The sequence below is a fragment of the Neorhizobium sp. P12A genome, from assembly GCF_008365395.1.
Classification (GTDB): Bacteria; Pseudomonadota; Alphaproteobacteria; order Rhizobiales; family Rhizobiaceae; genus Rhizobium.
In genome coordinates this window covers 534,623-558,958 of sequence record NZ_QOVX01000001.1, presented here as the reverse complement: position 1 = coordinate 558,958, position 24,336 = coordinate 534,623, and the positions used below count along the sequence as shown (strand labels likewise).

Sequence of the window (24,336 nt, the reverse complement as noted above, 5' to 3'; positions counted from 1 at the left end):
AAAAATGTGAACAACCAATAGTTTCGTCCGGTGAAGGGTGGACTTTTCTCGCCTCTAATTTAGTTTCATTCGTTATTCGGTGAAGCTAGATTTCTAGGGCGGCATGACTCTCAACTTCGCGGACATGAAGAAGCAGGTTTATCGCAACATCAAATATCGGATCATTCGACCCGATCCCCCTGTTGCGCCGCAACCCTTTTCCGGTCCCGTCGTCGTTGTCGGTTCGGCGCCGATATCCCACAAGCCCGATGGATTTGACGAAAGCTTCCGGGTCATCACCATCAATGGCTCGCAGACGGTGGTGAAAAAATGGGGAGTCGAGGTCCCCGATATCACCCTGATGCAGTTCAATCAGATCGAGGGCACGAACACCAATGCGGTCGAGGTCCGGCGCGTTCTGAACGGACAGCGCACGAAGATACTCTACGTTCTCCTGTGGCGCGAAGGCCTTCCCCGCCTCGAGGCCGGCCTGAAAGCCTTCGACTATCGCTACGATCGCCTCCAGATGGTCGATCGATACCAGCGAATGGCTTTGCTCGATAAAATATGCGGCCTGAAGAATTGCGAGATGGAGGCCGAATCCAAATGTTCCAACGGCGTCAACGCCGTGCTTTTTGCGCTTTGCAACGGTGCCCCATCGGTGATCATCACGGGCATTAACCCGGATTCGGGCGGCCATGCTTATAACCAGGAAAACCTCGCGCGGATGCATGTCCAGATGGACAGGCAGATCCTGACAAGGCTGATGCAGAAGGGCTATCCGGTCTACACGGCCGATCCTGCCGTGTCGAAGGCGATCGGTCTGCCTCTCTGGACGGGCCAGGAATTCGCCGGCGCCAGACTTCCCATTTCCGCGAAGGCATAGATCGCGGCAGTCTCCAAATCGCGCCGTTGACAGCAGGGCTGCCGGGTGGCTATTCAGGCTGAACGGCAATGGATTCTGCCGGGCCATGACGGTCGAACCGCTTCCCGAGAAGCTGATGACTCCTACTCAACCCGCCGGCTAATGGCGAAGGAGTAGAGTCGTGCCTGAATTTACATTCCGTCTTTCCCTCAAATTTCGCGTTTCCGCGCTGCCTGCCTGTGCTCTGGCCGGAGGGGTCAACTGATATGTCCGCATCCGAATTTCTCGCCCCCCGCATCCTGCAATTGCGCAGCATCATAAAATGGATCGTGATCGTCCTGCCCATGGCAGCTGTGGTCGGCTCGCTTTGTGCGCTGTTTCTCTGGAGCCTCGATCGCGCAACGGAAGCCCGTTTCGCCCACCCTTGGCTGATCTACGGACTGCCGGTTGCCGGCTTCCTGATGGTTCTTGCCTATCAGCGGTTCGGACGCTCGGCAGAGGGCGGCAACAACCTCATCGTCGAACAGATCCATGAGCCCGGCGGCGGCGTGCCGCTGAGGATGGCGCCGTTCATCCTTGTCTCGACGGTGCTTACCCATCTGGTCGGCGGTTCCGCGGGACGCGAAGGGACGGCGGTGCAGCTCGGCGGCAGCATAGCCAGCGCCTTTGCCAAGGTGTTTCGACTGAAATCGATGGACGTGCGCATCCTGCTGATGGCCGGCATCGCTGCCGGCTTCGGTGCCGTATTCGGCACCCCGATTGCCGGAGCGGTCTTTGCGCTCGAAGTGCTCACCATCGGCCGCATGCAATACGAAGCGCTGCTGCCCTGTCTGATGGCAGCGATTGCCGCCGACTGGGCCTGCCATGCCTGGGGCATCGAGCATATCCAGTATCACATCGGCTATCTCTCGGGCGCGGGCGATGCCGGCGGATTCCATCTGGAGGCGCTATTGCTTCTCAAGGTCGGCATTGCCGGCATGCTCTTCGGGCTGATGGCGAGGGCCTTTGCCGAGCTGTCGCACTCCGTGTCAGCCTTTTTCAAAAGGATCTGCGCCTATGCGCCGCTGCGGCCGGTCGTCGGCGGCCTCATCCTCATCGGTCTCGTCCATCTGCTGGGGACACGCGAATATCTCGGGCTTGGCGTATGGTCGCCCAATCCCGCCGATGCGACGATCGCGAGCTTCTTCGAGCCCGCGCGCATCGACTACTGGAGCTGGCTCTGGAAGACGGTCTTTACCGTCATCACGCTGAGCGCCGGTTTCAAGGGCGGGGAGGTGACGCCGCTGTTCTTCATCGGGGCCGCACTTGGCAATGCGCTTGCTGCGATCTTCGGTGGCCCGCCGGATCTCTTTGCCGCGCTCGGCTTCGTCGCGGTCTTCGCCGGTGCCACGAACACGCCGCTTGCCTGCATGATCATGGGCATCGAACTTTTTGGCGCGACGCACGCGGTCTACCTCGCGGTTGCCTGCTTCCTTGCCTATCTCTTCAGCGGTCATTCCAGCATCTACCTGTCGCAGCGCATCGGCATCCCGAAGACGGCGGCCAACGATATCGCGCCCGGTCTTGCTATCAGGCATGTCCGCGAGCTCAACATGCGGGCGCTCGGGGACGTCATGGGCAGGATACGCGCCGGCAGCGGCGGAAAAGCAAAGTGAGGAGGCGACCGGCGCTTTCGCAAACCTGCTAAATTTCTGATGCGCTCTGTCGGCTGGAGCGTTACTCCTTCGTCTTATCGGAGAAGGAGAGAACGATGCTTTATGCCATCCTTTGTTATAACGACGAAAATGCCGTCTTTTCCTGGAGCAAGGAAGAAGAGGACGCCACGATGGCGCGGCTGATCGCGGTTCAGAAGCCGCTGGCGGAAGCCGGCAAGCTTGGACCGGTGGCGCGCCTGATGCCGACGACATCGGCGACGACGCTGCGCAAGGGCAAGGACGAGCCCCTGGTCCTCGACGGACCTTTTGCAGAGACGAAGGAACAGCTGCTCGGCTTCTATGTCGTCGATTTCGAGACGCTCGATGCGGCGCTCGATTTCTGCAAAGAGCTTGCGGCCGCCAATCCCGGCGTCGGTGCCTACGAGATCAGGCCGCTTTACGTCTTTCGGCCCGGAGAGGTCTCTACATGACCGATATTGGCTGGATCGAGCTTTCCCTTACCTCGGCGCGTCCGCAGGTGCTCGGCGCATTGCTCAGATATTTTCGTGATCTCGATACCGCAGAAGAGGCCTTTCAGGAGGCCTGCCTCAGGGCGTTGAAAACATGGCCCGACAAGGGGCCGCCGCGCGACCCGGTCGCCTGGCTGATCTTTGTTGGCCGGAACAGCGGCATCGATACCGTGCGGCGCCGCTCGAAGACGCAACCGCTGCCGGAAGAGGAGGTTTTCTCCGACACCGGCGATGCGGAAGCCGATATGGCCGATCGGTTGGATGGGGCGAATTATCGCGACGACATTCTTCGGCTGCTGTTCATCTGCTGCCATCCCGACCTGCCGGCGACACAGCAGATTGCGCTCGCGCTGCGCATCGTCTCCGGTCTGACGGTCGCGCAGATCGCCCGCGCATTCCTGGTCGGCGAGAGCGCCATGGAACAGCGCATAACCCGCGCGAAGGCGCGCGTTGCAGCCGCCGGCGTCGAATTTGAAACGCCGGGTGCAGTGGAGCGCGCCGAACGGCTGTCGCGGGTCAGCGCCATGATCTACCTCGTTTTCAACGAGGGCTATTCGTCGGAGGCCTCAGGTCGCGACGGCTCTGCCTTTTCGGACGAGGCAATCCGGCTTGGGCGGCTGCTACTGCGGATCTTTCCCGCAGAGCCCGAGACGATGGGATTGCTCGCCCTGATGCTGCTGCAGCACTCACGCAAGGTCGCCCGCTTCGATGCCGCGGGCCAGATCGTGCTATTGGAAGACCAGGACCGTTCGGTCTGGAACCGCGACATGATCAACGAGGCGCTGGCATTGCTCGACAAGGCGATCCGCCACCGCCAGCCCGGCCCCTATCAGATGCAGGCGGCGATTGCGGCCTTGCACGCCCGCGCCCAGCGCGCCGAGGAAACCGATTGGCAGGAGATAGAGCTTATCTATAGGGCGCTTGAGCAGATACAGCCGTCGCCTGTGGTCACTCTCAACCGCGCGGTTGCCCTATCCAAACTCAAGGGGGCGGACGAGGCCCTGGCGCTGGTCGAGACGCTTGGCAGCAGGCTCGGCAACTATTTCTATTTCCACGGGTTGCGGGGCGGACTCCTGATGCAGATTGGCCGCAACGGTGAGGCTTGCGAAGCCTTTGGCCGGGCGATCGCGCTCGCCAATTCCCCTGCCGAGGCTGCCCATATCCGGCTTCAGCTCGACCGGCTGCAGGCCGATGCGATTTCGCCCTCCGCCCCGACGCCTTCGTCGCACTAGCGGTCGTTCTTTGATCTGAAGGCTTCGAAGATCAATGCGCGCAGCCATCGATGCGCAGGGTCCGCATCCATGCGGGGATGCCATGTCTGTGCGATGACGAAGCCAGGGGTTGCTACCGGCAGCTCGAAAGTTTCGGTCTCGCCCGCCACGCCGACCTGATATGAGCGCGGTATCAGGCCGACAAGGTCGGTTGCGGCTGCGACGGCGATCACGGCCGGGTAGCTCGCCACCACGAGATTGACCTTTCTCGACAGGCCGAGCGCGGTAAGGGAGTCGTCGACCGGCCCGGAAAAATGCCCGCGTCTGGAAGACACGACGTGTCGGCAGGCCGCATAGCGCTCCGGCGTTATCCGGCCGGTGAGCAGCGGGTGGCCCGTTCTCGCGACCCCGACAAAACCATCCTCGAACAGCGTCTGGCCGCGCAGTTCCGCGCCGTCGCCGGCGACGACGCCGATGTCGAGGTCGATCGAGGCGTCCCGCAGCGGCTGAATTGCCTTGTTCGGCTTGGGTGCGAAGCGGAGCCGGATGCCCGGCGCGGCCTCCGAGACCGCGGTACTTAGGCGGGCGGCGTAGAGCAGGACGAAGGCCTCGTTCGCCCGGATGGTGAAATCACGCTTGATTTCGCTGATATCGATGTCCCTGGGCGGGCTGAGCACCGCCTGAACCGCTGAGGTCAGTGAGCGCACCTCCTCGGCAATAGCCTCAGCATGCGGCGTCGCCACCATGGCGCGTCCGGCGGAAACGAGAATGGGGTCCCCCAGCGCCTTCCTTAGCCGCGACAGTGTCCGGCTCATGGCGGATGTGCTGAGGCCGAGCTTTCTCGCCGCAGCCGATACGCTCCGCTCGCGAAGCAAGGCGTCCAGGGCTACCAGCAGGTTCAGGTCGAGATCGTGCATGCGCGCAGGTTACCGAGGAGAGGCGCTGAACGCAACGGACTGTTTCCTGTGTTGCGTCTGGTGCAATTGATAGGTCGCCGATATCGATAGGACAGACAAACGAATGGAGTGTCCGCCGATGTCCGTAGCTTCATCCCTGAATCCTGCCCATGACGGGCTGCCTTCGCCGCGCCTGTATCTGGCGGTCGGCGTGCTGCTTGTGTCGCTCGTCCTCGTCGTGTTGGACAGCGCCATCGCCAATGTCGCGCTGCCGTCGATCGCCGCCTCGCTCGGTGCCGATGCCAGCGACACCGTGTGGGTCGTGTCGAGCTATCAGCTTGCCGTGCTCGTTGCGCTTCTGCCCTGCGGAGCGCTGGGAGAGATCCATGGTCCGCGGCGTGTTTTCCTGATCGGCGTCGCCCTCTTCACGGCGGCTTCGGCGGGCTGCGCCTTTGCTCCAAATCTGCCCGTGCTTGTGGCTGCCCGGTTTGTTCAGGGGCTGGGCGGCGGCGCGATGATGGCGCTCGGGGCGATGAACCTGCGCTTTGCTGTGCCGCAACGGCTGCTCGGCACCATCATCGGCGTGAATGCCATGACGATTGCGATCTCGTCGGCTGCAGGCCCGGGCGTGGCCGGAGCGATCCTTTCCGTTGCCAGCTGGCCCTGGTTGTTTGCCGTCAACATACCGATCGGGATCGTCGTCCTTTTGTGCGGCGGGCTTCTGGGTTATCGCGAGGGCGTGAAGCGGCAGCTGAACATCACGGCATTGCTTGCCAATACGCTGATGTTCATCCTGTTCTTCTCCGGAGCAGACCGGATTGCCAGCGCGCCGATCAGCGGCTCCATCCTGGTTGGCGCTGCCATCCTGTGCCTCGTCGCGCTGCTATATGTCGAACGAAAGAGCGCTGCGCCGCTGATCCCGACGGATCTTTTGGCCGAGCCTGCCTTCCGCGTCGCGGTCATCGCGTCGATCTCGTGCTTTACCGGCCAGATGCTGAGCTATGTCGCGCTGCCGTTCTATCTTCAGCACACCCTGCATATGAGCCCGGTTCTGGCGGGGCTCTACATGATGCCGTGGCCCGCTGCGACGATCATCATTGCCCCGATTTCCGGGCGGCTGGCCGACCGCATCAAGACGGCTTGGCTTTGCGCCTCCGGCGGCGGGTTGCTGGCTATCGGTCTCCTGATCGCGGGCTTGTTCCCGGCTGAGCCGAGAGGGATCGCATTTGTGATCGGTACCGTTATCGCCGGTATTGGTTTCGGTCTTTTCCAGACGCCGAATAACAGAATTCTGCTTCTCTCAGCACCGAAGGCGCGCAGCGGTGCCGCGGGCGCCATGCAGGGCACAGCTCGTCTTCTCGGGCAAACTCTTGGCGCGATTTCGATGTCGCTCATTTTCGAAACCACGCCGCTGACAAGTGCGCCCGGCATAGCGCTTGTTCTGGCCGGTATCTGTGCGGCGGTTTCCAGCTGTGTCAGTCTCAGCCGTGCGCGCTACGAGAGGGTGGATGGGGTATCGTGACAGGCACAAGCTCGGACGATCCAACCTAATTCACTAAAATAATTCCGCGCACTTGTCGGGGCGGCGAAAGATGTAACGTCCTTGGGCTAGGACCCACTCAGGAATTGTTTCAGCAAAGAGGGAAGGAACGGACCATGACGACAGAAGCCAAATATGTACTTGAAGTGATCCGCGAGTTCGACGCGCCGTGCGAGAAGATATTTCGCGCGTGGACCGAACCGGAATTGCTGAAGCAGTGGTTCACGCCTCGGCCCTGGACGGTCAGCCTTGCCGAGCTCGACCTTCGTCCCGGCGGCGCGAGCCTCGTCGTCATGCGCGGACCAAATGGCGAAGAGTTTCCCAACCGCGGCGTCTATCTCGAAATCATTCCGAACGAAAAGATCGTCGTAACCGACGCCTATGTCAGCGCCTGGGTCCCGTCCGAAAAGCCGTTCATGACTGCGATCGTCCTGCTCGAGGATATCGGCGGCGGGCGCACGCGATATACATGGCAGGCGCTTCACTGGACCGCCGAGGACATGGAGACGCACGAGAAGATGGGCTTCCACGAAGGGTGGGGCAAGGCGGCCGACCAGCTTGCCGAGCTTGTTTCCGGGATCTGAAATCCTGAATCGATAATGGGGGTTAGGGCTATGTCCTATGTTGCCGATTCAACATCGATATCGAGACCGCAGCGTATCGCCGGGCTGACGCTTACGGGGCTGGTCGTGGCGTTTCTCACCTTCGACGGCGTTATCAAGCTGATCCCGATTTCTGCTGTCACCGAGACCATGACGGCATTGGGCTATTCCGGCGATCCGATGCTTGCCCGTGGTCTCGGGGTGCTGACACTTGTCTGCGCGCTGCTCTACGCAATCCCGCGGACGTCGATCGTCGGGGCTATCCTCCTGACCGGCCTGATGGGCGGGGCGACGGCCACGCATTTGCGGGTCGGCAGCCCGATCTTCTCGCATCTGCTCTTTGGCCTCTATCTGGGTCTGATGGTCTGGGGCGGTCTTTACCTGCGCTGTGAAGCGCTTCGCAGGCTGGTTCCGTTCAAGACCGCAAGTGATTGATTTTTGGTTCGAATTCGGCAAAGGCTGGCAAGCGAAAAACGGCAAACGCGAGGCTATCAGTCCAGATCTGATAGCCTCGCGATACCCTGACCGGGGAACTGCCGACGCTGCTTGCCAAGTATTGAGCTGCCGCGCCGCCCATCAATATTATCGAATGATCCGTTCCAGAATTTATATTTGCCACAGAGATGGGGCAACCTTATCTCAGCGAAAAGCTCAACGAGATAGGCACCATGGAACTCGGTCTTTATACATTTGCTGATGTTGATCCCAATCCCGCCGGTGGCAAGGGGCCGGCGGCGGCGCGGCGGCTCAAGAACCTGATCGAGGAAATCGAACTTGCGGACCAGGTGGGACTCGATGTCTTCGGGCTCGGCGAGCACCATCGGCCGGACTATGCCGCCTCGGCTCCGGCAGTCGCTCTTGCGGCGGCAGCCGTCAAGACGAAGAACATCCGGCTGACGAGCGCCGTCACCGTACTGAGTTCGGACGATCCGGTACGCGTGTTCCAGCAGTTCTCCACGCTCGATCTTCTGTCGAACGGTCGCGCAGAGATCATGGCGGGCCGTGGCTCGTTCATCGAATCCTTCCCGCTGTTCGGCTACAATCTCGAGGACTATGACCAACTGTTCGAGGAGAAGCTCGACCTGCTCCTGTCGATCCGCGATGGTGAGATGGTCAATTGGGAAGGGCAGCTTCGCGCGCCGATCCATGATCGCGGCGTCTATCCGCGCCCTCTGCAGGAACCGTTGCCGGTGTGGATCGCCGTTGGCGGCACGCCGCAATCGGTGGCGCGGGCTGGCGCACTCGGCCTTCCCGTGGCGCTTGCCATCATCGGAGGTGAACCGCGCCGGTTTGCGCCGCTCTTCGATCTCTACCGCGAGGCCGCCCGCCGCGCCCATCAGGATCCGGCGAAGCTCAGGACATCCATCAACGTCCACGGTTTCATCGCCGATACGACCGATGTGGCCGCCGACCAGTTCTACGGTCCGCAGGCGGAGGTCATGAATCGGATTGGCCGCGAGCGCGGCTGGGGACCGACCAGCCGGGCGCATTTCGACATGGCGCGCAGCCCGACCGGCAATCTCTTCCTTGGCGATCCCGAAACGGTGGCGGAAAAGATCATCACGCATCACAGGCTGTTCAGGAACGATCGCTTCCTGCTGCAGATGGCGATCGGGCAGATGCCGCATGAGCAGGTCATGCACGGCATCCAGCTCTACGGCACGAAAGTCGCGCCGCTGGTTAGAAAGGCATTGACTGCCGAAGGCGGAGAGGCGAAAGCCTCGGCCTGATTTCTCTCGACCGCAAGGTCGCTGGCAAGCCGGAAGCCTAGATGATCATTTCGAACGAGGACGAACTCACCAAGCTGAAGGAGATTGGCCGCATCTGCGCCAACGCGCTGCAGGCGATGGCGGCAGCGCTGGAGCCCGGCATCACCACGCTGGAACTCGATGCGATCGGCCGCAAGCTGCTGGAGGATTCCGGCGCGCGGTCGGCCCCCGAGACGGTCTACCAGTTTCCGGGCGCGACCTGTATCAGCGTCAACGAAGAAGTGGCGCACGGCATTCCCGGTCCGCGCAAGATCCAGGCGGGCGATCTCGTCAATCTCGACGTGTCGGCGGAAAAGGACGGGTTCTTTTCCGATACTGGCGCGTCCTTCGCCGTGCCGCCGGTCAAGCCGAAGATCGAGCGGCTTTGCCGCGACGGCAAGCGGGCGCTTTGGGTCGGCCTCAACCAGGTGCGCAGCAATGCGCCCTTTTCCAAGGTCGGACACGCGATCGGCGCGTTTGCCGCAAAGAACCGCTACACGCTGGTTGCCAATCTCGCCAGCCACGGCATCGGCCGCTCGTTGCACGAGGAGCCGGCGGAAGTTTCCACCTGGGCCGATCCTGATGAAACGCGCATCATGGAAGACGGGCTGGTCTTCACCGTCGAGCCGTTCCTGTCGCTTGGGGCCACCTGGGCCGAAGGCGGGGATGATGCCTGGACGCTCTATGGCGATCCGCGCGCGCCGACCGTGCAGTTCGAACACACGGTCGTCGCCACGCGGAACGGTCCCATCATCCTGACGCTTGCCGACGATCGCGGCTGACTGCCGCTTCGTCGGCTATTCGCCGGTCACTCTTCGTCCGGCTCGGACCTGGCACGCAGGATATCGGCGGCCGCCTGTTCGAGAATGGCAGCGATGCGCTTGCCTTCCTCTTTCGACCACGGATATCTCGACCGCAGCGCCGAGCGCAGAAGCTGGCGCGCAACACGGATGTCGCCCGCATCGCGATCGAAGCGATCGCGGTCTTCGCCAGCATCATCGTCTTCGCGCCCGAAGACGCGACGGACATGCTCCATTTTCTCGCCGATGCGTTCGAGCTTCGAAAGCGTCAGCTCGATGGTCACGCGGTTCTCTTCCACACGCTTCCGGCCAGCCTCGGTGATGCTGTAGAGCTTCTTGGTGCCACTGACCTCGACCTCGGTAAGGCCGGTTTCTTCCAGGTAGGTCAAAGCCGGATAGATCACGCCCGGGCTCGGGACGTAGAAACCGCCGGAGCGCTCTTCCAAGGTCTTGATCAGTTCGTAGCCATGCCGCGGCTGTTCGGACAGAAGTGCGAGAATGATCAGCTGCAAGTCCGCCGCGTCGAATTTACGGCCGGTCCGGAACCCGCCGCCGAACATGCCGCCCTTGAAGCCTCTCATGAACTCTTTCTCCTCAGCAAAGCGTGAATCATGACCACCGCCGTGCCGGAACATATACGCCTCGGCCATGTGAAAGCCACCGCCGAACCTGCCTCCATGAAATCCTCTCATCGTGTTTGTCTCCTTTGAGATGAATGACGAGCACTATCGTTCGTCATGTCGTAAGACATATATCGTAAGATAATTGATTTCAAGTATCGTACGATAATTCATCGTCGCGGTGATCGCTGTACGATTGCTCAATGGGAGGAGGGAGGGTGGCGCGGCCGCACTCACCCATTGCTGCAGCGCATTAAGCGATTACAAATACGTTAGAAACGGGTGAAGGGCGTTGCCGCTTCATTCGAACTGCCTTAGTTTCGCGCCACAACAGTATCATCTGATACGTCCGATATTCCAGTTCAGGGAAGCGCCTAGCAGTGTTCCATTCCTTTTTCCCGCAGCCCAGGCTGTTCTTTACCTCGCTTGTCGTCTGGACGCTGGTTGCCATCTTAGGCTGGTATTTCTTCGCGGCAGGTTTCGGTGCGGCCCATGGTTTCGCGCCAGTTGCGGAAGAGCAACAGCCCTATGATCTGTCGTTTTTTCTGCTTCGCGAGAATATCTGGTTCTACGGCTACTTCGTTTTGATGACCGTCATTTTTTGCGGCTTCTGGCATTTTAAGGCGATACACCATCCGTGGAAGCTCTGGTCTATCTGGGGCTCGGCTCTGATCATCTTCGTGACCTATTTTGGCGTGCAGATTTCGGTTGTGATAAACAACTGGCGCCGGCCCTTCGGTGATCTTCTGCAGAACGCGCTGTCTAAGAAACCAGGGATCGTAGAGGGAAATTTCTACGATCTGATGATCACCTTTGCGCAGATCGCCTTCCTCAGCATGTTCGTGTCGATCATAACCGACTTCTTCACCAGCCACTATATTTTCCGCTGGCGAACGGCCATGAACAACTTTTACATGGCGAAGTGGGAAAAGCTGCGGCACATCGAAGGTGCCTCACAGCGTGTTCAGGAAGATACGATGCGCTTTTCGAGCACGCTCGAAGGCCTGGGTATCAGCCTCATCAATTCAGTCATGACGCTGGTTGTTTTTCTACCGATCCTTCTGGCTCTGTCGAGCTACGTCACCGACCTACCGTTCATCGGGAAAGTGCCGAATTCATTGTTTTGGCTGGCGCTCTTCTGGTCAATATTCGGCACGTTCTTGCTGGCTTTCGCCGGCATTAAACTGCCCGGCTTGAATTTCCGCAATCAGCGCGTCGAAGCGGCCTATCGCAAAGAGCTGGTCTACGGTGAGGACCACGCTGACCGGGCCCAGCCTATTACCGTTGTTGCTCTTTTCGACAACGTTCGCCGTAACTATTTCCGAATATACTTCCATTATATGTATTTTAACTTGGCCCGATATGCCTATCTTCAAGCCGATAATCTCTTTGTATTTTTCTTCATGGTGCCGACAATCGTGGCCGGCGCCATTACTTACGGCATATTCCAGCAGATTTCGACCGCCTTCGGCCAGGTGAGCAACTCGTTCCAGTATCTCGTCAACTCCTGGACGACCATCATCGAGCTGTTGTCGATCCACAAGCGCCTGAAGGCCTTCGAGGCGGCAATTGATGATGAACCCTTGCCGAACATTGACCAGCACTATCTTGAACGTCAGGCCCAGAACGCCGAGGTCGATGGGTAACGACAAGAAGGCGCCGGTAACGGCGCCTTTTCGTGGTTGGCAAGAATTCATGCTCGTGCCTGGTCGCGGCGACTTGCTTCCAGATAGAGGGAGGCAGATGACTGGGAGCGCGTTGTTCACCATCCTCAATCTTTATCGACTGCACACAATCTAACTCCCTCTTGATCCTCGCCTCATCCGCCAGGCGCAACCGATACCGCCCTAAAAGCGTTGTCACATCGGACAGAACGAGGATGTCGATGTGAGCAGGCATAAGCGGGCTACGCCGCGGTCGGATGCAAAGGGCGAAACCGAGGGACGGGTGGCCGAGGTGCCGATCCCGCGGCCGATTGCGGAACATGGCGCCATCGGCAATCTCGCGACGATGGGGCTGGTGGCGCGAGACGGTACGCTCGATTTCCTTTGCTGGCCGCAGTTTGACAGCCCGAGCGTCTTTGCCGCCTTGCTCGATCCCCACAGGGGCGGGGCGTTCGAGATCAAGCCCGTCATCGACGGCGCGCGGGTCATCCAGATGTACATCCCGGAAAGCAACGTGCTTCTGACCCGCTGGCTGGGCGAGGAGGCGAGCGCTGAAATCATCGACCTTATGCCGAGACCCGGCGGCGATGGAGAGTGCGTCGGCAAGGTCATCCGCAGGGTGCAGGCGACGCGGGGAATCGTGCCTGTCAAGCTGCATTGCTGGCCGCGGTTCAACTACGCCCGCTCGACGCCCGACGTGAAGGTCAGCAAGGGCAAGGCGATCTTCGACAGCGGAGAGGGCCTCAGACTGCGCCTGGCCGGCACCGTCCCGTTTGAAGCGGGCAAGGGCAGCGTCAAGGCGAGCTTCGAACTCAAGGCCGGAGAGACGGCGGACTTCGTCCTCGAAGAGGAGGGGGACGATATTCCCGACTTGAAGCCCGAAGACGTTACCGAGCTGATAGAGGCGACCACCCAATATTGGCAGAGATGGGCAGCCCGGTCGAATTATCGCGGCCGCTGGCGCGATGCGGTCACCCGCTCGGCGCTGACGCTGAAGCTCTTGACCTCAAGTCAGCACGGTTCGATCGCGGCTGCGGCGACCTTCGGCCTGCCGGAATCGGCCGGCGGGTCACGAAACTGGGATTATCGCGCCACCTGGATCCGCGATGCTTCTTTCACCGTCTATGCGCTGATGCGGCTCGGCTATCAGGAAGAGGCTTCCGCCTTCACGCGCTGGGCCAATGCGCGCGCCAAGGATTCGCCTGATGGCCACCTGAACATCATGTACGAGATCGACGGCAGCCAGGAATATCAGGAGGCGACGCTCGATCATCTTGCCGGCTATGGCGGCGCAAGGCCGATCCGCGTCGGCAACAATGCGGCGGGGCAGCTGCAGCTCGATATTTACGGCGAACTGCTCGATTCCATCTACATCAGCAACAAGTATGGCGAGGCGATCTCCCATGCCGGCTGGCTTGCCGTCCGCAAGGTGGTCGATCGGGTCTGCGATACATGGCAGGAACCGGATGCCGGTATATGGGAAATCCGCAGCGAGCCGCGCGAGCATCTGCATTCCCGACTGATGTGCTGGGTGGCGGTGGACCGCGCGATCCGGCTGGCCTCGAAACGCTCGCTTGCCGCGCCCTTCGAGAAGTGGATCGAGGTGCGCAATGCGATCAACGAGGATATCTGGCAGAGCTTCTGGAACGAGGAGAAAGGCCATTTCGTACAGAGCAAGGGCGGCACCGAGGTTGATGGCGCAATCCTGATGATGCCGCTGGTGCGGTTCATCAGTGCTACGGATTCGGCATGGCTGAAAACGCTCGATGCCATCGGGCGGCAGCTCGCCGACGACAGTCTTGTCATGCGCTATCGCTCCGAAGACGGGCTGACGGGGAAGGAGGGCTCATTCGCAGCCTGTTCCTTCTGGTATGTCGAATGCCTTGCCCGGGCGGGGCGCCTGCAGGAGGCGCGGATCAATTTCGAGAAGCTGCTGCTCTACGGCAATCACCTGCAGCTCTATCCGGAGGAGTTCGACGAGCGCGGCCATTTCCTCGGCAACTTCCCGCAGGCCTTTACGCATTTGGCGCTGATCAGCGCCGCCTTCTACCTCGATCGGGCGCTGGATGGGCGGTATGCGGAATGGCGGGCTTGAGCCGCCTCGTTTGTTGTTGAAAGCCTGGAGAAGAAAGACCCCCCCAACCCCTCCCCACAAGGGGGAGGGGCTAGCCGGACGCACCCTCAGAATCCTCCTGGGCGAGGCGTAGCTACGAGTCTTCTCCCCCTTGTGGGGGAGATGGCCGGCAGGCCAGAGGGGTCTTTGCGGTGGATCGCGATCGTTGCTTAAAGCCCTGAAGCCTTGCCCCTTGCTGCGATGACAGGCAGCGCCTCGGAATAGCTGATGCAGGCGACATCCTGTTTGTGGCAGACGTCACTGACGAAGCGGTCGAGTGCGTTCCAATAGGCGCCGGCATTCATTTCGACAAAGTGGAAGCCGAATTGCAGCGGGATGCGCTCGCCCTCATATTGCTGCTTGAAGGCGTCCTCGTATGCGGTGAAGGCGCGGTCCTCGTAGGTCTTCTCGTTGGCCTTGTCCTCGACGCCCTTGGAATCGTGGACGTAGAAATTGTAGTCCATGCCGATGACGGGATGGTGGTCGGGACCATAGGGAATGAGCGGTAGGCCGAAACGGTAGAGATCGCCGACCTTTTGCGGCATCAACGGCCCCTTGGTGACGAGGCTCGCGTCATATTGGAAGCCCATGGCCTTTTCCGCAGGCACAAGGCCATCGCTTGTGGAGAGATAGGGCGCGCGGAAGCCTTTGACGTCATGGGTTGCGAAGTCTTCCCACCCCTGCGGCTCCTTGTCCGCTTCGCCGACATTCTTCCAGGCATCCCGCAATGCCACGCGGGCGCTCATGAATTCGTGCTCCCAGTCGGCTTGGGTCCACTTTTTGCCGTCGAAATGGCCGCAGGCATGACTGGAAATATCGCTGCCTTCCAGATGCGCCGCCCAGATATTAGCGATGCGGGTGCGCACGTCGTCGTCGCTCTTGGCGAAGCCGACATTGGATTTGCCCGGCTTCTGGCCCGGCGCCTGGTAGGCCTTGGCCTGATCGTGGTTCATCAGGAAGGTGCAGGAGAGGAAATAGGTGAAATGCGCGCCGTTGCGCGTGGCGATCTCGCGGCTACGGGTCCAGAGCTTGACGTCGTGGGCGCCGTCGAAGGAGATCAGCACGATCTGTTTCGGTTTCTCGTCCGCGCGCACGGCGTCCGGCAAAAGAACGGAAAGGGCGATGGAAAAGGCTGAAATGAATCGAAACATGTGAACCGCGACAATTTGCTTTGTGGTTCCCTGTCGCAGGAATGCGGCAAAGCTTTGAAGCTTGTGGAATTTTCTCGCACAAGTCGATAATTGATAGGCATCGGGGCAGAGGGATTTTAAGCCATGGCAGTGCTCGTCGTCGGCATCATTCTATTTCTTGGCGTGCATCTCATCCGGGTCGTCGCGCCCGGCTTCCGGCAGTCCATGGTGGAGCGCATGGGCGTTTCCGCATGGCGAGGCGTCTATTCGGTTGCCAGCATCCTGACGCTGATCCTGCTGATCTACGGCTTCGGCATCGCCCGCGCCCAGACGACGGTGCTCTATACGCCGCCTCAGGGCATGGTGCACCTGACATTGCTGCTGATGCTGCTGGCGCTGATCTGTCTGACCGCCTCACTGCTGCCGGCGGGGTATATCGCGACCAAGACAAAGCATCCGATGGTGCTGTCGGTGAAGATCTGGGCGCTCGCGCATCTGCTGGTGAATGGCGACAGCGCCTCCGTCCTGCTCTTTGCCGCCTTCCTCGCCTGGGGCGTCGTGCTGCGCATATCGCTCAAGCGCCGGGAGCGGGCGGGCGAACTGACGCTCCGGCCCTTCGTATCGGCGCGTTACGATCTGCTGGCCGTCATCATTGGCGCCGTTGCCTGGGCACTGATCCTCTTTAAGCTTCACGAGTGGATTATCGGGGTTTCGCCGCTCGCAATGCTATGATTTCTGCCTCTCCCCCTTACATAAACCGCAAAATGGAGTAGAAGGCCCCTTCATGCGTGGCATCCAGGCGGATGCCTTGGTTTTGCAGGCCGGAGACGAGAATGGCATTCAACGACGACAGCTTTATCCGCGAGGTGAACGAAGAACTGCGTTCGGACCGGTTGCGGTTCGTCTGGCGCCGTTTCAGCCGCGTCATTATCGCTGTCGCTGTCCTGATCGTTCTCGGTACTGCAGCCTATAGCGCTTATCGCTACTGGGCGAGCAATCAGGCTAGCGACACGGGCGACAAGTTCATCGCAGCGCTGGCGCTCGCCGACCAGAACAAGCCCGATGAAGCGCTGGCGGCGCTGACGGCCATCGAGAAGAACGGCCACGGCGATTATCCGCTGCTTGCGCAGATGCGCGCGGCAACGCTGCTGGCGCAGAAGGGCGATAAGGCCGGTGCGATTGCCGCTTTTAGCGTGATCGGCAAGGATTCGAGCGCCCCGGCCGTGATCCAGGATGCAGCCCGCATCCGTGCCGGCTTCCTGCTGGTCGAGACCGGCACCTATGAGCAGGTTTCTGCGGAGGTCGAGGAAATGGCTGTGCCCAGCAACAGTTTCCGTGGCTCCGCCCGCGAGGTTCTCGGTCTTGCCGCCTACAAGGCCGGTAATTTCGCCAAGGCTCGGGAATGGTTCCAGGCGATCGCCGACGATGCCCAGAGCCCGCGCAATATTGCCAATCGTGCGCAGATGATGCTTGATATCATCACCGCGTCAGGCAAGGCGCCCGTCGCCAAGGGCTAGAGCATTTAGACGCAATTCCGGACGCAAAACCGCGTTACACTTCTGCTGGAATTGCTAGAGGGGAAACATCATTCCATGAGTTTTACGGTCGCCATCGTCGGTCGCCCGAATGTCGGCAAGTCCACGCTGTTCAACCGTCTGGTTGGCAAGAAGCTGGCGCTTGTCGATGATACGCCGGGCGTAACACGCGACCGCAGGCCGGGCGATGCGCGGCTGATGGGTCTCAACTTCACCATCGTCGACACCGCCGGCCTCGAAGAGGCTGACGAGGAAAGCCTGCAGGGTCGCATGCGCCTGCAGACGGAGGCCGCAATCGAAGAGGCTGACGTCTCGCTTTTCGTTGTCGACGCAAAGACTGGCCTGACGCCGGTTGACCAGGCGCTGGCCGAGATGCTTCGCCGCAGCGGCAAGCCGGTCGTGCTTGTCGCCAACAAGTCCGAGGCGCGCGGGTCCGACAGCGGTTTCTACGACGCCTATTCGCTCGGGCTGGGCGAGCCTGTGCCGATCTCGGCCGAGCATGGCCAGGGCATGATCGACCTTCGCGACGCGATCGTCGACGTGATCGGCAAGGAGCGGGCCTATCCGAAGAAAGAAGATGTCGCCGTCACCGATGTCGACATTCCGCAACTGGCCGAAGGCGAAGAAGAAGACGAAGAACCGGCCTATGACGACACGAGGCCGCTCCGGGTGGCGATCGTCGGCCGTCCGAACGCCGGCAAGTCGACGCTGATCAACCGCTACCTCGGCGAAGAGCGCCTGCTGACCGGCCCCGAGGCGGGCATCACTCGCGATTCCATTTCCGTCGATTGGTCCTGGCGCGGACGCACGGTCAAGATGTTCGACACGGCAGGCATGCGCCGCAAGGCACGCGTGATCGAAAAGCTGGAGAAGCTTTCCGTCGCCGATACGCTGCGCGCCATTCGCTTTGCCGAGATCGTTGTCATCGTCTTCGACGCGACGATCCCGTTCGAGAAGCAGGATCTGCAGATCGTCGATCTCGTCATCCGCGAAGGCCGCGCGGCCGTGCTTGCCTTCAACAAGTGGGACATGATCGACGACCGGCAGGCCGTGCTTGCCGACCTGCGTGAAAAGACCGACCGGCTGCTGCCGCAGGCGCGCGGCATTCGCGCCGTGCCGATATCAGGCCAGACGGGCGACGGGCTCGACCGGCTGATGCAGTCGATCGTCGATACCGACAAGGTCTGGAACAAGCGTGTCTCGACCGCCAAGCTCAATCGCTGGCTCGAAACGCAGCAGGTCCAGCATCCGCCACCGGCGGTTTCCGGCCGCCGCATCAAGCTGAAATACATGACGCAGGTCAAGGCCCGCCCGCCGGCCTTCATGATCAACTGCACGCGTTCCGACGCGTTGCCGGAATCCTACGTGCGCTATCTGATCAACGGTTTGCGCCAGGATTTTGCCATGCCGGGCGTGCCGATCCGCATCCATTTCCGCTCGTCAGAAAATCCCTTCGAAAACAAGAAGAAGCGCTGATTTTTTCTCGTTTGGAAGGTGCTGTGTGACGTCTGAGGTCTAGCCTCTCGACGTCATCCTCGGCCTTGTGCCGAGGATCTAAACACGTCAACACAATCAGGCGATTGCAGATTCTCGGGACAAGCCCGAGAATGACGAAAAGAGCTGTCAGCAGCCGGGCATGGCACCCAAAAAACATCATGCCTGCTTTGCAGCCCTGCCGATCATGCGGCCGCGATGGTTGGCCACCCGGACGTTTTCGATGAACTGCGCGGTTGCCGCTGTCCAGGAATAGTTGAGCGCCAGCGCGCGGGCCGCTTCACGGGAGCAGGAGAGGGCGGCAAGGCATGCCTGCCGCAGGTCCTCGTGGACAGCGCCTGCCGTCTCGTGGCCGCCCAGGATGTCGCCGGGTCCAGTCACCGGATAGGCGGCGACAGGGACGCCGCTCGCGAGTGCCTCGATGATGGTGTTACCGAACGTATCGGTCTTCGACGGGAAGACGAAGACGTCGGCCTGCGCATAGGCTTCGGCGAGTTCCGTGCCAAACTTGGCGCCGGTGAAGAGCACTTCGGGATATTGCTTCTGCAGTTCAGCCCGGGCCGGTCCATCGCCGACCACGACCTTCGAGCCCGGCAGATCGAGTTCCAGGAAGGCAGGCAGGTTCTTTTCCAGCGCGACGCGGCCCACGGTCATGAAGATCGGGCGGGGCAGGCCGAAGGGATTGTCCTGCTGTTCCTGCGGATGGAAGAGCGTGGAATCGATGCCGCGGCTCCAGGGCATGAGATTGTTGATGCCCTTGGCCTTCAATTCGCTGGCAAGGCTTGGCGTTGCGACCATGCAGCCCGAACCGGCATTGTGAAACCACTTCACGAAGGCATAGAGCCAGCTTTCCGGGATCGGCAGGCGGGCGGCGACATATTCGGGAAAGCGGGTGTGATAGCTTGTCGAAAACGGCATGCCGTTCTTCAGGCACCAGCGGCGGGCGGTCAGGCCCAGGGGTCCTTCGGTGGCAATGTGCACGTAGGATGGCGTAATCCTTGCGATCTCTGCAGCGACGCGGCGGTAGCTCGCTATCGATAGACGAATCTCCGGATAGGTCGGGCAGGGGATGCTGGGGAAACCTTCCGGCGTGATCATGGACACGTCGATGCCGAGCTTGGAAAGTTCACGGTTGGTATTCTCGATCGAACGTACGACACCGTTGACCTGAGGGTGCCAGGCATCCGTGACGATCAGCAGACGTTCGGGTACTGCCATGGCAGCGGCCGCCTCAGCCCAGGTCTTGTGGTCGATATCCGACAAACGTTGCAACATGTCCAAAACAATCCGTTCGCGCCGCACCCTCATGGTGTCGGCACAACTCTTTGCCGTATCAGCGAAGATGATTCCCGCGCCGGCCTTATTTTGCGGGGCATCCATGATGGAAATATTACAGTGTTACGTCATCCCCTTCGAACCCTCATACGGACATTGGAGTCACCGCAACCGCGCAGTCTCTAAGGTTGTATTATTTAAAAATGCTCTTTTTAGTAAATATTTCTGTTGAACTGCGCCGAGACTTTGCTAACAATCCCCTCAGGGTTGAGGGGGATTGAAATGTATCCATTTGCGAGATTTCTCGCTGTGCTCTCCTTGGCGGGCGCGGCAGGGTGTACTGCGACCATAGATGCCCAAAATATCAAGAGCTTCGGCGATGCGGCGAAGGCTGTGGCCACCGCCACACAGGATGCGCGCACCATCGACAACAAGCTTGTCGCCGATATTGCGACGGAAGATCAGGCGACGCAATTCATGCGCGGTGGCGGGCCGTATGAGTTTCCTCTTGAGGTCAAGCCGACGAAGGCGACAGGCAAAGTCTGGGATGTCAGGATCGCCTACGCCAAGGCGCTTGCGGACTACGGCGACGCCCTCGCTGCCGCGGCAAGTGGCGTGCAGGGTGACAGCTTGGACAACGCCGTCGACAATCTGCAGAAGGCCGCAACGACGGCGCTCCCCCATCTGTCCGAGGCAAAGAACTTCCAGACCGTGTCCGATGCCAGCGAGAAGGTCGTCAAGACGGTCGTGACGCAGGCGGCGCTCGACCGCATTCACAAGGCCATCGTCAGGGCGCATCCGTCGGTCGTCAAAGGGCGGGAGATATTGGGCTCCGATCTCGCAAAAGTGGCCGGCCAGGTCCAAAGGCACTACGATGAGTGGTTGACCGAGAAGAAGACGGCGCTTGATACGATTCAGGCCGGGAGCAGTGCGGACGAGAAATACCAGGCCTATCGCAACTCCCTGGAGGAGCAGGCAAGCATGGAGAATTCAATCGGGTTGCTTGTGGCGACCGGCGGCGCGCAGCAAGCGAACTACATCACGGTTCTCGACAAGATGGTTGCTGCCCATGCGGCGCTCGCCAAATCCACCTCCGACTCCCTGTCGCTCCAATCCTTCATCGATGCAACGAAACAGCTTCAGGCATTCTCGGATGCCTTGCCCAAGGGAGGTCAATCATGACGACGAACAAGGCCGCATATGATTGCATTCGCTCGGCCATTGCTGCCGCCCAGCTTGGCTTTCACGATGCCAAGGCGGCAAAGGATGGCGCCGTCTTCCTCGATATCTATCACAAGCTGGACGACGAACTGGATGAGATGGTGGCGCAGAGCCTCAACGCCTCGAGCGCAGCCTATGGGGCGCTGACTTCGGGTATGAAAAGCGCAAAGAAGGAAGTCAGCGATGTTCTCGACGACATTCAGGATATCGTCAAGGCGACCGACACGGCTTTGAAGATCGCGACCCTTTTCGCCAAGCTCCTGGCGATCCTTTAATCAGGCCTTGGGTGCGGTGACTTTTTCCAACTTCAGCTTCTCCGGAGCGATCAGAGCACCATGCTCGCCGATGACTTTTGCCGCGACGACGGCAGCGAAGTGCGCGGCCGCGACGGCATCGTGGGCCTTCAGATATTCGGCGAGGAACGCGCCGTTGAAGCTGTCGCCGGCGCTGGTCGTGTCGACGATCTTCGCTACTTTCACGGCCGGAACCAGGGTCTCGTCGTCAGCCGTGCCGATCGTCGCTCCCTCGGCGCCGTTCTTGACGACGACCATGCGGGCACCAAGCGCGCGGTAGCGATGGATGGTGGCGGAGATGGAGTCGTCGCCGAAATGGGATGCCTCGTCGTCGAAGCTCGGCATGACGATCGTCGAGGTGCGGGCGCCCTCGCTGATCGTCGTGTGCATGGCATCGAAGCTCGACCAGAGCCGAGGACGCAGGTTCGGATCGAAGACGACGAGCTTGCCGATCGCCTTGGCGCGGCGCAGTTCCGAAAACAGTGTTTCGGCATCCTCGTGGGACAGGATGGCGAGCGTGATGCCGGAGAAATAGATGACGTCCGAGGCTTCGATCGCCTCGCGCAGGCGGTCGCCGTCGGCCGCCAGCTGGCGTGCGGCAGAGCTGTCGCGCCAATAGCTGAACGAACGCTCGCCGTCCTTCAGGTTGATCATGTAGAGGCCGGGCGTCTTGCCTCGGATGCGGCGGATATATTGCGTGCCGATGCCTGCCTTCGCGATGAATGCCGACATCTCGTCGGACATGGCGTCGTCGCCAAGGGCGGTGAAATAATCGACCGTCCAATCGTCGGTCAGGCATGCGCGGGCATACCAGGCGGTGTTGAACGTATCTCCGGCAAAACCCTTACGCAGATGCCCATCCTTGGCCTGCGACAGCTCCACCATGCACTCACCAATCGACAGAAAACGCCCGCTCAATGCCACGACTCCCAATGCCTTGTCGGTATTGCTGATACGCGTTTGGGAGGGTGGAGGCAAGGACGGGGAGGGTTTCGAGAAAGACCCTTTCTGGCCAACCGGCCATCTCCCCTACAAGGGGGGAGAAGAATTAGCGGTGCCGTTTTGCCTCAATTGAAGTTTGAGCGGTGCGGCAAGACCCCTCCCCTTGTGGGGGGTGGGGAGGGTTCTTGAGATCGCGTCAGATTGTCCATTGCGGACAAGGGCGGTACTGCTGTTAAGGCCTGTCCATATGATAGCAAGCAGCCGTCTGGCCAGGCCTGACCTGCTCCGTCGGCGGCATTTCCTTGCGGCAGACGTCGGTCGCCTTCCAGCAGCGGGGCGAGAAGACGCAGCCCGGTGGCGGGTTGAGCGGCGAGGGCGGGTCGCCCTGCAACAGGATGCGCTTGCGCTGGCGGGCGAGCTTCGGGTCCGGCACCGGCGCTGCCGAAAACAGCGCCTGCGTATAGGGATGAGTGGGATGTTCGAAGACGGTCGCGCAATCGCCGGCCTCGACGACCTTGCCGAGATAGAGCACCAGCACGTCATCCGAGATCAGGCGCACGACCGAGAGGTCGTGGCTGATGAAGATCAGCGTCAGCCCGAATTCCTTGCGCAGCTTGCGAAGCAGCGTGATCACCTGGCCCTGGATCGAGACGTCGAGGGCCGAGACCGGCTCGTCGCAGACGATCAGCTTCGGGCGGGTGACGACGGCGCGGGCGATGCCGATGCGCTGCGCCTGGCCGCCGGAGAATTCATGCGGATAGCGGTTGATCATTTCAGGCACGAGGCCGACCGCGTTCATGATCTCACGAACGCGGGCCTGCCGCTCGGCCTTGCTCAGCTTCGGCTCGAAGACGGTGAGCGGTTCGGCGATGATGTCGCCGACGGTCATGCGCGGATCAAGCGAGGCGATCGGGTCCTGGAAGATGATCTGCATGTCGCGGCGGGCGGCGCGCATCTCTTCGTCCGACAGGTTCAGCAGGTTGCTGCCCTGCCACATGATGCGGCCCTTCTGCGCCTTGATCAGCCGCAGGATCGAGCGGCCGAGCGTGGACTTGCCGCAGCCGGACTCGCCGACGATGCCGAGCGTGCGGCCTTCCTTCAGCTCGAAGGAGACGTCGTTGACGGCGGTCAGCAGGAGTGGCGGCTTGAAGAAGGATTTCGATGGCAACTCGAATTGCGTCGTCAGGTGCTCGACCTTCAGCAGCGTGCGCGCGCTCTTGGCTTCAGGCGTTATGTCAGTCATGGGCCAAGATCTCCTCGCGGCGAGGGAAGGGATGGAAGCAGGCTGCGCAATGGCGCTCGCCTACAACATCCAGCGCGGGCGGCCGGTCGATGCAGTCGTCCTGCACCATCGAACAGCGCGGCGAGAAATTGCAGCCCTTCGGCAGGTGCTGCAGGTTCGGCGGGCGGCCGGGGATGACGGCGAGGTCGTCGACATCCTGGTCGGCGCGCGGGATCGAGGCGTGCAGCGCTGCGGTATAGGGATGGGCCGGGTTCTCGAACAATTCGTCGACCGGCGCTTCCTCGACAATGCGGCCGGCATACATGACTGCAACGCGGTCAGCGAGGCCGGCAACGACGCCGAGATCGTGAGTGATCATGACGAGCGCCGTATTCATCTCCGCCGTCAACTCATTGAAAAGATCCAGAATCTGGGCCTGGATGGTGACGTCGAGAGCGGTCGTCGGTTCGTCGGCGATCAGCAGCTTCGGCTTGGTGAGGAGCGCCATGGCGATGACGATACGCTGGCGCATGCCGCCCGAAAGCTCGTGCGGATAGAGCGTGTAGCGCCGCGTCGGGTCCGGGATGCCCACCCTCTTCAGCATATCGAGGGCGGCAGCGGAGGCGGCGCGCGCCGTCATGCCGCGGTGAACCTCAAGCTGTTCAGTCAGTTGCCGCGAAATCCTGAGAGACGGATTCAAGGCGGTCATCGGGTCCTGGAAGACCATGGCCATGTCCTTGCCGCGGACCTGGTCGAGTTGCCGGGGCTTCAGCGCCAGCAGGTCCTTGCCCTCAAGCAGCGCCTGACCCGATGTCTTGCCGTTCTTGGCAAGCAGGCCCATCAGACCGAGGAAGGTCTGGCTCTTGCCGGAGCCGGATTCGCCGACGATGGCAATCCGCTCGCCGCGGCCGACCTTCAGGTTCATCTTCGAGACCGCGGCAACATCGCCCTCCGGGGTGCGGAAGGTGATCGAGTAGTCCTTCAGTTCGAGCAGCGTTTCGTTATTCTTGTTGGTCGTCATG

The 24,336-nt window shown here is 60.9% G+C and carries 23 protein-coding genes and 1 riboswitch; of the genes, 16 read left to right on the top strand and 7 right to left on the bottom strand.

Features of this window, described 5'->3' with window-relative positions; genetic code table 11:
* Nucleotides 1-103: 103 nt before the first annotated feature.
* From DTW90_RS02630 to DTW90_RS02615, 4 genes are all read left to right on the top strand, one after another.
* Complete coding sequence (locus DTW90_RS02630) at nucleotides 104-865, top strand: membrane-anchored protein (protein ID WP_149336262.1); 762 nt, start codon at nucleotides 104-106, stop codon at nucleotides 863-865.
* Nucleotides 866-920: 55 nt separating this feature from the next.
* A riboswitch (Fluoride riboswitch) is annotated at nucleotides 921-997 on the top strand.
* A 113-nt stretch (nucleotides 998-1,110) separates the two neighbouring features.
* Nucleotides 1,111-2,499, top strand: a complete 1,389-nt coding sequence (locus DTW90_RS02625) for a voltage-gated chloride channel family protein (RefSeq protein ID WP_149336261.1) — start codon at nucleotides 1,111-1,113, stop codon at nucleotides 2,497-2,499.
* Nucleotides 2,500-2,594: 95 nt separating this feature from the next.
* Nucleotides 2,595-2,969, top strand: coding sequence for a YciI family protein (locus DTW90_RS02620; RefSeq protein WP_132519058.1), 375 nt, complete (start codon nucleotides 2,595-2,597; stop codon nucleotides 2,967-2,969).
* On the top strand, nucleotides 2,966-4,240 hold the full coding sequence (locus DTW90_RS02615; protein WP_132519061.1) for an RNA polymerase sigma factor: 1,275 nt from the start codon (nucleotides 2,966-2,968) through the stop codon (nucleotides 4,238-4,240). The genes DTW90_RS02620 and DTW90_RS02615 overlap by 4 nt, the downstream gene beginning before the upstream one ends.
* Here the strand turns inward: DTW90_RS02615 and DTW90_RS02610 are convergent.
* Nucleotides 4,237-5,136, bottom strand: a complete 900-nt coding sequence (locus DTW90_RS02610) for a LysR family transcriptional regulator (RefSeq protein ID WP_149336260.1) — start codon at nucleotides 5,134-5,136, stop codon at nucleotides 4,237-4,239. The two genes, DTW90_RS02615 and DTW90_RS02610, sit on opposite strands and share 4 nt — an antisense overlap.
* Before the next feature lie 190 nt (nucleotides 5,137-5,326).
* On the opposite strand from DTW90_RS02610, the gene DTW90_RS02605 reads away from it, so the two are divergent.
* The 5 genes from DTW90_RS02605 (at nucleotide 5,327) to map (ending at nucleotide 9,787) form a co-directional block, all read left to right on the top strand.
* Nucleotides 5,327-6,637, top strand: a complete 1,311-nt coding sequence (locus DTW90_RS02605) for an MFS transporter (protein ID WP_149337006.1) — start codon at nucleotides 5,327-5,329, stop codon at nucleotides 6,635-6,637.
* Nucleotides 6,638-6,771: 134 nt separating this feature from the next.
* Nucleotides 6,772-7,239, top strand: coding sequence for an SRPBCC family protein (locus DTW90_RS02600; RefSeq protein ID WP_149336259.1), 468 nt, complete (start codon nucleotides 6,772-6,774; stop codon nucleotides 7,237-7,239).
* 30 nt (nucleotides 7,240-7,269) lie between these two features.
* On the top strand, nucleotides 7,270-7,692 hold the full coding sequence (locus DTW90_RS02595; RefSeq protein WP_149336258.1) for a DoxX family protein: 423 nt from the start codon (nucleotides 7,270-7,272) through the stop codon (nucleotides 7,690-7,692).
* 233 nt (nucleotides 7,693-7,925) lie between these two features.
* Nucleotides 7,926-8,987: an LLM class flavin-dependent oxidoreductase gene (locus DTW90_RS02590; RefSeq protein ID WP_149336257.1), complete on the top strand. Its 1,062-nt coding sequence runs from the start codon at nucleotides 7,926-7,928 to the stop codon at nucleotides 8,985-8,987.
* 41 nt (nucleotides 8,988-9,028) lie between these two features.
* Entirely contained in the window at nucleotides 9,029-9,787 is a 759-nt protein-coding gene (map, locus tag DTW90_RS02585; protein ID WP_132519076.1) for a type I methionyl aminopeptidase, read from the top strand.
* Between the two features lie 26 nt (nucleotides 9,788-9,813).
* Here map and DTW90_RS02580 read toward each other — a convergent pair whose 3' ends face one another.
* Nucleotides 9,814-10,386: a PadR family transcriptional regulator gene (locus DTW90_RS02580; protein WP_132519900.1), complete on the bottom strand. Its 573-nt coding sequence runs from the start codon at nucleotides 10,384-10,386 to the stop codon at nucleotides 9,814-9,816.
* Between the two features lie 419 nt (nucleotides 10,387-10,805).
* Here DTW90_RS02580 and sbmA point away from each other — a divergent pair, with 419 nt between their 5' ends.
* Complete coding sequence (gene sbmA, locus DTW90_RS02575; protein WP_149336256.1) at nucleotides 10,806-12,071, top strand: peptide antibiotic transporter SbmA; 1,266 nt, start codon at nucleotides 10,806-10,808, stop codon at nucleotides 12,069-12,071.
* Nucleotides 12,072-12,312: 241 nt separating this feature from the next.
* Complete coding sequence (locus DTW90_RS02570) at nucleotides 12,313-14,184, top strand: glycoside hydrolase family 15 protein (RefSeq protein ID WP_246664875.1); 1,872 nt, start codon at nucleotides 12,313-12,315, stop codon at nucleotides 14,182-14,184.
* A 188-nt stretch (nucleotides 14,185-14,372) separates the two neighbouring features.
* On the opposite strand, the gene DTW90_RS02565 is transcribed toward DTW90_RS02570, so the two are convergent.
* The gene (locus DTW90_RS02565) at nucleotides 14,373-15,353 is read right to left on the bottom strand and encodes a polysaccharide deacetylase (protein WP_149336255.1); all 981 of its coding nucleotides are present in this window, start codon (nucleotides 15,351-15,353) and stop codon (nucleotides 14,373-14,375) included.
* Between the two features lie 123 nt (nucleotides 15,354-15,476).
* On the opposite strand from DTW90_RS02565, the gene DTW90_RS02560 reads away from it, so the two are divergent.
* From DTW90_RS02560 to der, 3 genes are all read left to right on the top strand, one after another.
* Nucleotides 15,477-16,064 carry an NnrU family protein gene (locus DTW90_RS02560; RefSeq protein WP_149336254.1) on the top strand — a complete coding sequence of 196 codons (588 nt, stop codon included), beginning with the start codon at nucleotides 15,477-15,479 and terminating at the stop codon, nucleotides 16,062-16,064.
* A 101-nt stretch (nucleotides 16,065-16,165) separates the two neighbouring features.
* Complete coding sequence (locus DTW90_RS02555; RefSeq protein ID WP_132519088.1) at nucleotides 16,166-16,849, top strand: tetratricopeptide repeat protein; 684 nt, start codon at nucleotides 16,166-16,168, stop codon at nucleotides 16,847-16,849.
* Nucleotides 16,850-16,924: 75 nt separating this feature from the next.
* Nucleotides 16,925-18,343, top strand: a complete 1,419-nt coding sequence (gene der, locus DTW90_RS02550; RefSeq protein ID WP_132519091.1) for a ribosome biogenesis GTPase Der — start codon at nucleotides 16,925-16,927, stop codon at nucleotides 18,341-18,343.
* Between the two features lie 177 nt (nucleotides 18,344-18,520).
* Here der and DTW90_RS02540 read toward each other — a convergent pair whose 3' ends face one another.
* Nucleotides 18,521-19,579 (bottom strand): glycosyltransferase family 1 protein, encoded by a 1,059-nt coding sequence (locus DTW90_RS02540; protein WP_245512625.1) that lies wholly within the window; start codon nucleotides 19,577-19,579, stop codon nucleotides 18,521-18,523.
* A gap of 339 nt (nucleotides 19,580-19,918) precedes the next feature.
* Between DTW90_RS02540 and DTW90_RS02535 the strand changes: the two genes are divergently transcribed.
* Together DTW90_RS02535 and DTW90_RS02530 are read left to right on the top strand one after the other, a co-directional pair.
* Nucleotides 19,919-20,818 carry a hypothetical protein gene (locus DTW90_RS02535; RefSeq protein ID WP_149336252.1) on the top strand — a complete coding sequence of 300 codons (900 nt, stop codon included), beginning with the start codon at nucleotides 19,919-19,921 and terminating at the stop codon, nucleotides 20,816-20,818.
* Nucleotides 20,815-21,132, top strand: a complete 318-nt coding sequence (locus DTW90_RS02530; RefSeq protein WP_132519103.1) for a hypothetical protein — start codon at nucleotides 20,815-20,817, stop codon at nucleotides 21,130-21,132. Before DTW90_RS02535 ends, DTW90_RS02530 begins: the two co-directional genes overlap by 4 nt.
* Here the strand turns inward: DTW90_RS02530 and DTW90_RS02525 are convergent, their stop codons facing one another.
* The 3 genes from DTW90_RS02525 to DTW90_RS02515 form a co-directional block, all read right to left on the bottom strand.
* On the bottom strand, nucleotides 21,133-22,068 hold the full coding sequence (locus DTW90_RS02525; RefSeq protein ID WP_149336251.1) for a sugar kinase: 936 nt from the start codon (nucleotides 22,066-22,068) through the stop codon (nucleotides 21,133-21,135). It abuts the gene before it with no gap.
* 256 nt (nucleotides 22,069-22,324) lie between these two features.
* Nucleotides 22,325-23,335 carry an oligopeptide/dipeptide ABC transporter ATP-binding protein gene (locus DTW90_RS02520; RefSeq protein ID WP_149336250.1) on the bottom strand — a complete coding sequence of 337 codons (1,011 nt, stop codon included), beginning with the start codon at nucleotides 23,333-23,335 and terminating at the stop codon, nucleotides 22,325-22,327.
* On the bottom strand, nucleotides 23,328-24,335 hold the full coding sequence (locus DTW90_RS02515) for an ABC transporter ATP-binding protein (protein WP_149336249.1): 1,008 nt from the start codon (nucleotides 24,333-24,335) through the stop codon (nucleotides 23,328-23,330). The genes DTW90_RS02520 and DTW90_RS02515 overlap by 8 nt, the downstream gene beginning before the upstream one ends.
* Between the last annotated feature and the right edge of the window lies 1 nt (nucleotide 24,336).

What these genes read in the sequence shown, in the direction of transcription:
- DTW90_RS02630 (WP_149336262.1), top strand. Translation starts at nt 104, where the DNA reads ATGACTCTCAACTTCGCGGACATGAAGAAGCAGGTTTATCGCAACATC.
- DTW90_RS02625 (WP_149336261.1), top strand. Translation starts at nt 1,111, where the DNA reads ATGTCCGCATCCGAATTTCTCGCCCCCCGCATCCTGCAATTGCGCAGC.
- DTW90_RS02620 (WP_132519058.1), top strand. Translation starts at nt 2,595, where the DNA reads ATGCTTTATGCCATCCTTTGTTATAACGACGAAAATGCCGTCTTTTCC.
- DTW90_RS02615 (WP_132519061.1), top strand. Translation starts at nt 2,966, where the DNA reads ATGACCGATATTGGCTGGATCGAGCTTTCCCTTACCTCGGCGCGTCCG.
- DTW90_RS02610 (WP_149336260.1), bottom strand. Translation starts at nt 5,136, where the DNA reads ATGCACGATCTCGACCTGAACCTGCTGGTAGCCCTGGACGCCTTGCTT.
- DTW90_RS02600 (WP_149336259.1), top strand. Translation starts at nt 6,772, where the DNA reads ATGACGACAGAAGCCAAATATGTACTTGAAGTGATCCGCGAGTTCGAC.
- DTW90_RS02595 (WP_149336258.1), top strand. Translation starts at nt 7,270, where the DNA reads ATGTCCTATGTTGCCGATTCAACATCGATATCGAGACCGCAGCGTATC.
- DTW90_RS02590 (WP_149336257.1), top strand. Translation starts at nt 7,926, where the DNA reads ATGGAACTCGGTCTTTATACATTTGCTGATGTTGATCCCAATCCCGCC.
- map (WP_132519076.1), top strand. Translation starts at nt 9,029, where the DNA reads ATGATCATTTCGAACGAGGACGAACTCACCAAGCTGAAGGAGATTGGC.
- DTW90_RS02580 (WP_132519900.1), bottom strand. Translation starts at nt 10,386, where the DNA reads ATGAGAGGCTTCAAGGGCGGCATGTTCGGCGGCGGGTTCCGGACCGGC.
- DTW90_RS02565 (WP_149336255.1), bottom strand. Translation starts at nt 15,353, where the DNA reads ATGTTTCGATTCATTTCAGCCTTTTCCATCGCCCTTTCCGTTCTTTTG.
- DTW90_RS02560 (WP_149336254.1), top strand. Translation starts at nt 15,477, where the DNA reads ATGGCAGTGCTCGTCGTCGGCATCATTCTATTTCTTGGCGTGCATCTC.
- DTW90_RS02555 (WP_132519088.1), top strand. Translation starts at nt 16,166, where the DNA reads ATGGCATTCAACGACGACAGCTTTATCCGCGAGGTGAACGAAGAACTG.
- der (WP_132519091.1), top strand. Translation starts at nt 16,925, where the DNA reads ATGAGTTTTACGGTCGCCATCGTCGGTCGCCCGAATGTCGGCAAGTCC.
- DTW90_RS02540 (WP_245512625.1), bottom strand. Translation starts at nt 19,579, where the DNA reads ATGGCAGTACCCGAACGTCTGCTGATCGTCACGGATGCCTGGCACCCT.
- DTW90_RS02535 (WP_149336252.1), top strand. Translation starts at nt 19,919, where the DNA reads ATGTATCCATTTGCGAGATTTCTCGCTGTGCTCTCCTTGGCGGGCGCG.
- DTW90_RS02530 (WP_132519103.1), top strand. Translation starts at nt 20,815, where the DNA reads ATGACGACGAACAAGGCCGCATATGATTGCATTCGCTCGGCCATTGCT.
- DTW90_RS02520 (WP_149336250.1), bottom strand. Translation starts at nt 23,335, where the DNA reads ATGACTGACATAACGCCTGAAGCCAAGAGCGCGCGCACGCTGCTGAAG.
- DTW90_RS02515 (WP_149336249.1), bottom strand. Translation starts at nt 24,335, where the DNA reads ATGACGACCAACAAGAATAACGAAACGCTGCTCGAACTGAAGGACTAC.